Source organism: Leisingera sp. XS_AS12 (assembly GCF_041224635.1).
GTDB lineage: Bacteria > Pseudomonadota > Alphaproteobacteria > Rhodobacterales > Rhodobacteraceae > Leisingera.
Genome location: NZ_JBGFGM010000039.1, coordinates 1 through 11,078, shown reverse-complemented (window position 1 = coordinate 11,078; position 11,078 = coordinate 1). Strand labels below are relative to the sequence as shown.

Sequence of the window (11,078 nt, the reverse complement as noted above, 5' to 3'; positions counted from 1 at the left end):
ATCGGAGGTCTCCGACAAAAGCGCGCGCAGGGCGGCGGTCTCTGATAGGCTGTCCTTGGTCATGGTTGAGCTCCTCGGTCATAGGTCAGGTCGGCAAACCAAACCTTAGCCGAAGAACAACTATGGCCGCCAAGCGGCTCGGGGGGGGCTCGCTTCGCTCCGTAAAAGGTCAGCTCAGCCCGCGCTACCGGCGGAAATTACACCAACCGTTGGGACACTGCTCTGCGCGGCAGCCCTCTCGCGATCCTTGCGGGAGGACGCTGCTCGGCAACCCGGTCAACGGTTCTTCGTCAGATAACGACCGCCGACAGATCGCTTCAGACGACATCAACCTCCAGCACGCCCAGCCCTTCGATCTCAAGTCGCAGCGCATCGCCTTTGACCGTAGGGCCGACACCTGCAGGCGTGCCAGTCAAAATAATGTCCCCCGCAGCCAGTTCAAAGTATTCCGACAGGTAGGAAATGATCTCAGGCACCTTCCAGATCATCTGGTTCAGGTCTCCCTGCTGGCGCGTCTCGCCGTTCACGTCCAGGCGGATGCGGCCAGCCATGATATGGCCGACGTTGCTGACAGGCTGAATGGGGCCGATAGGGGCCGAACCTTCAAAAGCCTTGCCGACTTCCCATGGCCGCCCCATCTTCTTGGCGGCTGCCTGCAAGTCCCGCCGCGTCATATCCAGCGCGGGGGCATAGCCATAGACGAGGCTCAGCGCGTCTGGCACCGAAATGTTGCGCCCACCGCCGCCAAGCGCAACTGCCATCTCCGCCTCGAAATGTACATCTGAAGACTTGTCCGGATAGCGAAATTTTGCGGATGTATTTAGATTGTCTGGATTTTTCTGAAAGAAAAACGGCGGCTCGCGGTCCGGGTCATGGCCCATCTCGAGCGCATGCGCCGCGTAGTTTCTGCCAATGCAATAGACCCGACGCACCGGGAAGACCCGTTCCTCCCCAGCCACCGCGAGCACCGGTCTACGAGGCGGTTCTATCACATATCCGGGCATTTTTTTGGCTCCAAATCTGAGAGTGTCCGCGCCCGCGTGCCGAAGCGAGCCTATGGGCGAACCTTGTGGGCCCGCTTTGCCCTCCGAACAAGAGAGTACGGGTACAATTTAGAAATACTCAACATCAGATGAAAAATATCCAGCGAACGAAGCTTACCGCGTCCGTGGTGCAGCGGGAAGCCACTGCGTCGCTGCGGGCGCTGATTTCGCAGGTACGGATGGCTCCGGATGCTGATGCCCCGGGGGCCATCAGCTTGAACTTGTTGGAGAATTGGCCGGGATCATGGCTTTGGGGGGCCTTGAATCGAAAAAGCCCCCGCTGTTTGCGAGGGCTTTGTCGTGAAGATTGGTTGCGGGAGCAGGCAACCGCCGTATCCTACCTACCCTCTCCGCAATCGTTTAGTCCCGTAAAACATCTAAGAGGAAAAGTAAGAGACGTTTTTCTCAATCGCCACGCCCACTTGGAATGCGCGGACATCGTCGAATGAACGTGTAACGATCTGTATGCCCACAGGAATCCCATTCTCGTCGACCCCGATCGGAACAGACATCGCAGGCAACTGCCCCAACATATTGAAATGAGGTGTAACAACCCAATCATAGTCACTGTCGAGGCGGGTGCCATTTACGAAATTCGGTTGCCAAGGCATCTGCTCAGCCCCGATCCGATTTGTCAGAACAACTGGGCAAATGAGAGCATCATAGTCTTCTAGAATGCCGGAAACTGCAGTGTACAGCTGCCTAGCGACTGCCGCCGCATCCGAGTAGATAGATGGCGGGCAGCTGGCCGCTATTCTAGCGGCGCTGAGGATGTAACCGCAGACATCCGCCCTATGACTTTCCAGCAACCGCTTCAAACTGTCCGCGACTAGGCCGACAGCGTAAAATTTTGCGTTTTCACTTACGGAACTGGGCCAGTCGATGACCGGCTCGTCCACGATGCAGCCGGAACAACGCATTCTATCTACAAGACGGTATATAACCCGCAGGATGTTGTCTGCAGGTGCCGTTTTCCCCAGATCTGTAGCAAGCGCGAGGCGCAACCGGCTGGATACGGGGAACTCGGAGGGCACTTCAATCCGGTCCCGCAATGAGGCGATGTCCGAAGGGTGAACCCCACTGATAACATTCTGAAGCAATGCACAATCTGCGACTTGGCGCGCCATTGGGCCGATTACATTGTAAGTGTCATACCCTTCCACAGGGTCGGGGACACGGCCAGTCGGAGGCTTGTATCCAACGACACCGCAGAGCGCCGCCGGCACGCGGATAGAGCCCGCGCTGTCCGATCCTATCGCAAACGTACTTGTACCCGCTGCCAAGCTTGCCGCCGCTCCCCCGGAAGACCCGCCAGGCGTGAGATCAATATTCCACGGATTGCGCGTCACCCCCCACAAGCGGGTTGCAGTGACCCAGCCGAAGGCAAGCTCAGAGGTTGCGGTACGGGCATGAATAATCCCTCCCGCCTGTTTAATCCGGGTCACCACAGGGTGATCCTGACTGGCGATATTGTCCCGGTAGATCAGGCTTCCGTAGGTTGTCCGCGCGCCCTTCTGGTCAAGGATATCCTTGACAGTAACGCTCAAACCTTCCAGCGGGCGCACGTCCTCGCTCCGGGCCAGGTATCGGCGCTCCGCGCATCTTGCTTGCTCCATGGCCGACTCGAAAAAGGTTTCGGTAAAGGCGTTTATCTGCGGCTCAACCTCTTCTGCCCGCTCTATTTGCGCCTGGAGAAGCTCAACTGGAGACAGTTCGCCGGTACGAAACAGTTCCAACGCCTGCTGAGCGCCCAAGTAGCAAATATCCTTTTCGGATGGAATCAATCCATTCGGTATCGTCATCGCCCTTCTCCACCAGGCTGATGCTGCAAATTGCGGCTGGCTTGACTGATCAGTCGGTCGGCGATGATTGCCAGGAAAGCAATACACAACCCCGCCACGATGCCCTCGCCTGGCTGCACTTTGGAAATCGCAACTAGCGTGTCGTGCTCCAGTCCCCGAGTGCCGACAAGGGCGGTGATCACCAGCATGCCGAAGGCGAACATAATGGTCTGATTGATTCCCAGCATGATATCGGGAAGCGCAAGCGGTACTTGCACATGCCAAAGCTTTTGCCTCGCCGTGCAGCCGGACATGACAGCTACCTCAATGCTTTGTTGCGCGATATTCCTGATGCCTTGCTTGGCATACCTGACACCAGGAGGCAGCGAGTACGCAACGATCGCGATCAGTCCAGCGAATTCGCCAACCCCGACCAGCATGACCACCGGAATTAGGTAGACAAAACTAGGCAAAGTCTGAAGCGTATCGATGGTCGGTGTAACGATGCGGTCGGCCATTTTACTAAACCCGGCCCAGACCCCAATAGGCAATGCGATGATAACCGTAATGACAACCGAGAGGAATACGAGGTAAAGCGAAACCATGGCCTGTTCCCAATAGCCGGTCACGGCGATGAAGCTCAGCAGAGTCCCACTTATGATTGCCAGTTTCCGGCCGCCGGCAGCAAAGGAGATCGCAGCTACAACAAAGGTAAAGCCAGTCCAGGGGACGCTCAGGAAAAACGTCTTGACCGGACGCATGACATAGCCGATCGACGCCTCGCGCACCGCCTTGATCTGCGAATAATAGGTATCGCTAACCCAAAGGATGACATCGTTCCATAAGCTGCCAGTGGAAATTGTCGCTGCCTCGGGATAATTTTGCAGCATTGGGAAAAGCTGGGCGAGCACAATCATTGCAAGAACAAAGACCGTAGACACAAGAAAAAGATGCTTGCGCCAGAGCGGCCCGGCAGTAGCTTCGGTATGATCCGGGCGCCGGAGTGCTATCGCACGCGAGATTTGATCCAAGGTGATTGCCATAAGTGTGATTGCAATCCCGGCTTCGACAGCTTCGCCGATCCGCAGCGCCTTCAGCCCTTGATAGACTTTCCCGCCCAAGCCGCCGGCGCCAATGACGGAAGCAATGATCACCATCGCAAAAGTCAGCATGATTACTTGGTTCAAACCTATGAGCAGGTTTTGCCGCGAAGCGGGCAGCAGCACCATCCACATCTTTTGACGCCGGGTGCATCCGCTCATCGTTCCAAAATCGCTGATACTCGCGGGCACCCGCTGCAACGCCAGCGTGGTGACACGCGCCATCGGCGGCATGGCATAGATCACGGTCGCAATCATAGCAGCGATAGGGTTAAAACCAAAGAGCAGCAGCACTGGAACCAAATATGAGAAAGTCGGGATCGTTTGCATCACATCGTAAATGGGCATGAGGACAGCATTCGCTCTCTTACTGCGGTAGCCCCAGGCTCCTAAAAGCAACCCCAGCGCGAAGCTGACGAAAACCGCGACCATAACTGAGGACAGCGTCAGCATTGCCGGGTGCCAGAGATCAAAGATCAGAAAGTAGATCAGGGTTGCCAGAGCAAGCGCCGCAACACCTTTTCCCGCCGCTCGCCACGAGAAGACCACCATGGCAAACACTACAGCCGGCCAGGGAAGGGAGGGGATAGAGATAACATCCCCGCTTTCTCCATAGAAAGTAAAGCCTTCGGATAGGATACCTTGCAAAGCGACCATCGGCATTTCAAGGACACCCGCGATACCCCGCGTGACCTCCGCCAGAGTGACACCGCCTAAAGCAAGATCGTTCACAACGTATTTAACAGTCACTGTAATTGATTGAGCAATCGTCCAGTTCCACTCTTCAGGATAACTGTTCAGCCAGCTTTCCCGGCCGCCCGCCAAGCATAAGAAGACGGTGTACAGGACGGCCCCTGCCAAAAGGATGGTATTCAGGCTGAAGCGTCTACCCTGTTCGCGCCAGTACAATACGATATCGCTCATGCCGCCATATCCTTGTTCAAAAGGACCGCCGCAACCTTGCGGGCATCCAGCGCTCCGACAATCTGGCCATCCTTGTTCTGAACGGGCACCGGAGCACCAGCTGTCAAAACCTGCTCCGCAATATCTGCAACTAGAGAGCTCTCGTCGATGGGCCTTCCCTGCAGGCCGCTGGCAGCCGCTCCCATTATAGTGCGGACCTTAACAACCTTGCTGCGCGGGATTTTTCCTGTGAACTCTGCGACGTAGTCGTTCGCCGGGTTGGTGATCAGCTCTTCGGGCGTCCCGATCTGAACCACACGGCCGCCCTCCATGATTGCAATACGGTCGGCCAAGCGCACGGCCTCGTCAAAGTCATGGGTCACGAAGACGATGGACTTATGTAGCATGCTCTGAAGTCGCAGAAATTCATTTTGCATCTCAAGCCTGATCAGCGGATCTAGTGCCGAAAACGGCTCGTCCAAGAACCATACTTCGGGATCAGTGGTCAGGCTTCGGGCGATCCCAACACGTTGCTGCTGCCCCCCGGAAAGCTCGTGTGGCCAATGGGTTTCCCGGCCAGAAAGCCCTACAAGCTCCATCATCTTCCTTGCCTGTGCAAGACGCTCTGCTTTAGGGACCCCTTGAACACGCAGCGGGAAGGCAATATTTTCAAGCACCGTCAGATGCGGCAGGAGCGCAAAACTCTGGAATACCATGCCCATGGTGTGGCGGCGGATATCGTTCAATGTTTTCGGCGAGGCAGTTTTTAGATCTATGCCAGATACCTTCAGGGAACCGAGTGTCGGCGTGCTCAAGCCGGTCATGCACCGCAGCATCGTCGACTTTCCAGAGCCGGAAAGCCCCATTATTACAAATACTTCGCCTTTATAGATGTTAAACGTCACATCACGTGCAGCTGAAATGACACCTTTCCGTCTCAACAGCTCAGAAGTGATTTCATGATGGTGTTTGGCGGCAATAGCGCCGGCGTTGATACCATAGAGTTTCCAGACCGAGTTGCATTGGATCAAAATTTCCCGGTTGGTGGTTAACGTTTTTTGGGGCATCGGTCGGTCTTTGTTCCATTTGATTAGTTCCGGCGGCTATCCGGCTGAATTGGTCTGGCCGCCCCAGCGGCCCGACAACGATTTTCCAGTACTTCACGGTGGCTTCAGTCGATCCAGCTCTTCCAGACCGCTTCATTTTTCGACATCCATGCATCCACAGCATTATCCAGGGGTTCCCCGTCCAAATCGATACTTTTCAAGACGCTGCTGACCTGATCGCCCTCCAGCTGGAACGCGCTGATGATCGCCTTGGCTTTCTCTTCCGTGTTGAGGAATTCCGAATTAGCAAAGATCCAAAGGGAACCGGTTTGAACACCGCAGTCATGTGTCGCGTCAGGGTTTATTCCCCAGGCAGGGTCAGTCTGGCACTCCTCGGCGTATTCCGGGAACTGCACAAATTCCCCCTCGCCGCTCATGAAATACCAGTGCGGCGTGTACCCCCATCCGATCACGGGCTCCTTTCGCCGTGCAGCGGTTGAAATTGTTGCCACCAAGGCCGCAGCACTGCCAGAGGCGATGGGCTCGACATTGATCCCAAAGGCAGCGGCCATTTCCTCAACTGGCATAACCCAATCGGCAGGTCCCTCGATAAAACGTGCCTTTGGCGCGGTTTCGGCTGTAGCTAGAGCTTCCATGCATGCGGGTTCCTTCAACGCTTTCCAGTTCGGAAGACCTGGGCAAAATTCCTTGAGAGCCAGGGGATACCACCAGCCTTCAGCTGAGCTGATACCTGTCGTGCCTGCATTTAGAGCTTTTCCGCTTTCGGTAGCCCCCTCGCACAGCTCCCAAGTTGACTGCCAGCAGATAGCGAACTCCAGATCGCCCGTCTGAATTCCCGAAAAACTCGCGGTATAGTCTGCTTCGACGTAGCTCACCCTATATCCAGCCTCAGCCAATGTAGCGCCGAGAATCTTCGAAATCACATCGGTCGGAGTGTCGCTAACAGTCGGAATGACCACCGGACCGGACCAATCCTTGGCATGAACTGTTGCTGTCGGCGCCATCAGCGCTAAAGCTAGAATGGCTGCACCTGAGGTGGTCTCTGTCTTCATTTGATATCTCCCTGTGCTATTGCGCCTGCTATGACGCGAACGTCACCGTGCCCCCAAGCAATAAGCCGGCGGAAGAAGCGGTGCTGTGTGTCGGTTAGATCTAATTTAGGCGTCTGCCACCGGATTTTGACAAAAGCATCACGCAGGGAGAAGGCGCGTGTTGAAGCTTGAAAAGCGACAAATAGCGACAACGTCGTTCGTCAAAAATGCACCCAAGGCTGTGCCACAAATCCGTTCTCGTCGCTGCTCAGGTTATTGAGCGTCGCACTTTTGATTTCGCCTGAGATCGCTGGATCTTGGTCATCGAACAATCCAGAACTTTCCAAGGCCTTACGCAAATTCACCTCTTCACCCAATGCCTCCCACACGACACGGTAACAGGCGATATCGCGTGTCGCAGCGCTGCTGATCCCAAGGCTAAGACCCGTTAAAACGGAAGACTGATCGCGCTGTGCCGGGTAAAGTACGGTGGTCCACATCATTTGCTGAGCATTCATTTCGCGTTCATGCACGAAGATGCGCTCTCCTGTGTGAAAGGCGATCCCTGTATATTTAAGCTTTTTGCGCGCACGATGCTTGACTGACGCGTAATTCTCGATGTTCTTCACATAGGTAAAGCCGCGCTCGCGGTGTATCCGCAACAGGGAACGTTGAATTTTTCCCGGAAACTCAACCGGCCGGTAATAACAGTGGTAGTATCCTGTGAACGGGATCATGGCCTGCGACGCGCTGGGATTAATGCGGTGCAATTTGGCAATGTAATCACCGAAAGGATCCGCCTCATGCTCGCGCGGCTTGCGCAGAGCCACGAGCTTGCGAAAATCATCAGCTTTCATCAAGATTTCGTATTCTTCGACACCGAAGTAATCACAGATCCTGAGCATGTTCCGGCGCGATGGCCGACTTTGGCCGTTCAGGTAACGATGGAACTGCTGCCGATTGATCGCAAGCCGTTCACAGACATCTGAAATAGACTGAGAATAACTGCATAGGAGATGAAGGTTTTCGCTGAAGTTGTCGGCTGGCATGATTGGAGGCGATGGTTGCGGTTTCTGCCCTATGTGTACCCGCAGTCCAACTTCAAGTCGATAAAGGTGTATTGCACTTGACGTGCTCCCCGCTGAGTCCGCGTTCTTTAGTTCGCTCTGTTCAGGGTTTGGTCCTCTTCTGACCGTTGGTGATACTCCCGCGGGGTGAGCCCGTCGAGGCTCGAATGCGGGCGGTGGTGATTGTAGTCGTTGCGCCAGGCCGCGATCAGCTCCCGTGCGTGGCGCAGGTTGGCGAACAGGTGTTCATTCAGGCACTCGTCCCGCAGGCGACCATTGAAGCTTTCCACGAAGCCGTTCTGCATGGGCTTGCCTGGCGCGATGTAGTGCCACTCGACGCCTCGCTCCTCCTTCCATTTCAGGATGGCATTCGATGTCAGCTCCGTTCCATTGTCACGGACCACCATGCAGGGATAGCCACGCATTCGGGCAATATTATCGAGTTCCCGTGCCACTCTCTGACCCGACAGCGATGTGTCGACCACACAGGCCAAGCATTCCCGGCTGAAGTCGTCTATGACGCAGAGCACGCGGAACCGGCGGCCATCTGACAGGCTGTCTGAGACGAAATCCAGCGACCATCTTTGGTTCGGGCCTTGCGGGATTGCCATCGGCGCACGGGTGCCAGTCGCCCGTTTCCGGCCACCGCGCTTGCGCACCATCAGGCCTTCTTCGCGGTAGATCCGGTAGAGCTTCTTCCAGTTCACCTTCCAGCCCTCGCGGCCGAGCAGCAGGTGCAGCCGACGATAGCCGAAGCGCCGCCGTTCACTGGACAGCTCCTTCAGCCTCTCTCGCAACTCGGCATCCGCAGGCCTGGTCGATCCACGCCGATAGACGCGCGGGTCAATCCCGGCCAGGGCACAGGCCCGCCGTTGGTTGTAGTTCTTCTCTGTCATGGCCCAGTCCACGGCTCTCCGCCTTGCACCGGGCTTCAAAAGTTTTTTCCCAGCATTTCCTTCAGCGTGGCGACGTCGAGCATGTGTTCCGCCAACATCTTCTTCAGCTTCGCATTCTCGGCCTCAAGCGCCTTCAGCCTTTTGGCCTCGGACACTTCCATGCCGCCATACTTCGAGCGCCACTTGATGGGATGGACGGCTCTCCCGCCCCTCACGCAGGATTGAGCCATAGGACACAGGAGGGAAGAATGACCATCAAGACCATCGGGATTGATCTCGCCAAGAACGTATTTGAACTTTGCGGGTTGGATGTGAACGGAGAGATACTGCTCCGCCGACGCGTGCGGCGGGAGACACTACTGCGCGCCGTTAGGGAAATTCCGGCCTGCGTAATCGGCATCGAAGCCTGTACCGGGGCCTTCTTTTGGCAGCGGCAATTCGAGGCCCTCGGTCATGAAGTCCGGATCATCGCGCCCCAGCATGTTAAACCCTTCGGGCGTCGGCAAAAGAATGATCGAAACGATGCCGAGGCGATCGCTATCGCAGTCACCCAGCCCCGCATGCGCTTCGTGCCGAAGAAGAGCATCGCGCAGCAAGACATCCAGACCCTGCATCGGGCTCGTCGGCGCATGGTCAACCACCGAACTGCTCTGGTCAGTCAGATGCGGGGGATACTCCTGGATCGTGGCATCGCCTTTGGCCAATCGATCACGCGCGCACGGCGCATGATCCCGGAGATTATAGAAGACCTTGAAAATGAACTCACCGACCTTTGCCGAGAAATTCTGTCATCCCTTCTGGAATTGATGACTGAGATCGACAAGCGGGTGCAGGCGTTCGACCGTCGTATCGACCAGATCTTTCGCGCGAATGAGGCCTGCCAGCGCGTCGGTCGGATCCGAGGCGTCGGCCCCAAGACGGCGACCGCCGTCATCGCCGCGGTGGGGGATGGGCACGACTTCGACAACGGGCGCCACATGGCCGCCTGGCTGGGTTTGGTCCCGCGTCAGCATTCCAGCGGGGATAGAACGATACTCATGGGGATCAGTAAGCGAGGCGACCAGCACCTGCGAACCCTTCTGGTCCACGGTGCGCGAGCTGTCGTGAGAACCGCTGCCGGGAAGACGGATCGGTTTAGCCAGTGGGTGAACGAGCTCAGGGAACGCCGAGGTACGAACCGGGCCATCGTTGCTGTCGCAAACAAGAACGCGCGCATCATCTGGGCGTTACTAGCCAAGAACGAGGAATACCGGCCCGCAGTGTAAGGCGGAACGGTTCAAGGTGCAGGCGAAAGAGGAAATGACCCGACCGGACGGACCCGGTGCATGGAGACCCTGGCTTTTATAAAGGCCCATGAGGCCGACCATTTGTTGAGGGCCATGCTTCGCGGATTACCCATTTGGGCGCGCCACCATCGACCGGCGACGCCGGATAGATGTCAGCACCCGTCACGCTCGATGACCGCCTCGAAACGCTTGCAAAGGGAGAGCCGTCCATAGATATAAAACGTGCCATCGCTGATGCCGTGCTTCCGGCAGAGCTCCTTGGCTCCTATGCCGGCTTGGTGCTCCCTCAGGATGCCAATGATCTGCTCTTCGCTGAATCGGCTTTTCCGCATCGTCTGTCTCCTCGTTTGGAGAACAGGCTAACTTCAAACCGCGGACTTTTCAGGGGAGCACGTCAGTCACAACTCCATTTTCCGCGCCATGAATCACGCAGTGCGGCGGAAATCAATGCATCCTGACCTTAGTGCCCGTCTGGCGCCGTTTATAAGAGAACCGAACAAAGGGAAGGCGCGAAAGTCGTCGGCGTTTGAAAAGAGCGTTGCTTTGGAAAATGTAGGTGCCAATTAGCTGTCAGTTGCACTTTGAAAATACATGGCCCGGCTGACGGAATGGGCCATGTTCTCTCCTTGCCGCAGTGTAGACAGAGCAACGTTTGCTGATATGTCTGTTCATAATGCGCTTCGGGGTGACATAATATGGCGGTAACGCAGCCTTCGTGTTGTATTTCACAGGCGGGCTAAGTTGAGTTAGGTCTATGCCGGGAGTAAGCGCTGTCCCGGCCCCACGTTGTAGCGCCTATTCGGTGCTGCGAGATATTGCACAACTCATAGTGGGGAGTGCGTTTCGCAATGTGCGCTACAAATTCGTTTCTAATTTCGTTGGGTGTCGAGATCTACGCGTCGGG

General features: G+C 56.2%; 7 protein-coding genes and 2 pseudogenes. 1 reads left to right on the top strand and 8 read right to left on the bottom strand.

All coding sequences use genetic code 11. The features are described from left to right. Nucleotides 1-317 precede the first annotated feature (317 nt). The 7 genes and pseudogenes from AB9K35_RS00540 to AB9K35_RS00510 all read right to left on the bottom strand — a co-directional run. Nucleotides 318-1,004: a fumarylacetoacetate hydrolase family protein gene (locus AB9K35_RS00540; RefSeq protein WP_369923971.1), complete on the bottom strand. Its 687-nt coding sequence runs from the start codon at nucleotides 1,002-1,004 to the stop codon at nucleotides 318-320. 416 nt (nucleotides 1,005-1,420) lie between these two features. Continuing rightward, on the bottom strand, nucleotides 1,421-2,845 hold the full coding sequence (locus tag AB9K35_RS00535) for an amidase (RefSeq protein ID WP_369923970.1): 1,425 nt from the start codon (nucleotides 2,843-2,845) through the stop codon (nucleotides 1,421-1,423). Beyond that, nucleotides 2,842-4,848 carry an ABC transporter permease gene (locus AB9K35_RS00530; RefSeq protein ID WP_369923969.1) on the bottom strand — a complete coding sequence of 669 codons (2,007 nt, stop codon included), beginning with the start codon at nucleotides 4,846-4,848 and terminating at the stop codon, nucleotides 2,842-2,844. The genes AB9K35_RS00535 and AB9K35_RS00530 overlap by 4 nt, the downstream gene beginning before the upstream one ends. Then, the gene (locus AB9K35_RS00525; RefSeq protein WP_369923968.1) at nucleotides 4,845-5,894 is read right to left on the bottom strand and encodes a glycine betaine/L-proline ABC transporter ATP-binding protein; all 1,050 of its coding nucleotides are present in this window, start codon (nucleotides 5,892-5,894) and stop codon (nucleotides 4,845-4,847) included. The genes AB9K35_RS00530 and AB9K35_RS00525 overlap by 4 nt, the downstream gene beginning before the upstream one ends. 104 nt (nucleotides 5,895-5,998) lie before the next feature. After that, entirely contained in the window at nucleotides 5,999-6,946 is a 948-nt protein-coding gene (locus tag AB9K35_RS00520) for a glycine betaine ABC transporter substrate-binding protein (RefSeq protein ID WP_369923966.1), read from the bottom strand. 200 nt (nucleotides 6,947-7,146) lie between these two features. Further along, entirely contained in the window at nucleotides 7,147-7,974 is an 828-nt protein-coding gene (locus tag AB9K35_RS00515) for a helix-turn-helix transcriptional regulator (RefSeq protein ID WP_369923964.1), read from the bottom strand. A gap of 107 nt (nucleotides 7,975-8,081) precedes the next feature. Next, a pseudogene (locus AB9K35_RS00510) lies at nucleotides 8,082-9,073 on the bottom strand (IS3 family transposase); the annotation flags it as partial. Between the two features lie 63 nt (nucleotides 9,074-9,136). Here AB9K35_RS00510 and AB9K35_RS00505 point away from each other — a divergent pair. Continuing rightward, nucleotides 9,137-10,153, top strand: coding sequence for an IS110 family transposase (locus AB9K35_RS00505; protein ID WP_369923962.1), 1,017 nt, complete (start codon nucleotides 9,137-9,139; stop codon nucleotides 10,151-10,153). Between the two features lie 236 nt (nucleotides 10,154-10,389). Here the strand turns inward: AB9K35_RS00505 and AB9K35_RS00500 are convergent. Then, nucleotides 10,390-10,506 (bottom strand): annotated as a pseudogene (locus tag AB9K35_RS00500) (transposase); the annotation flags it as partial. Between the last annotated feature and the right edge of the window lie 572 nt (nucleotides 10,507-11,078).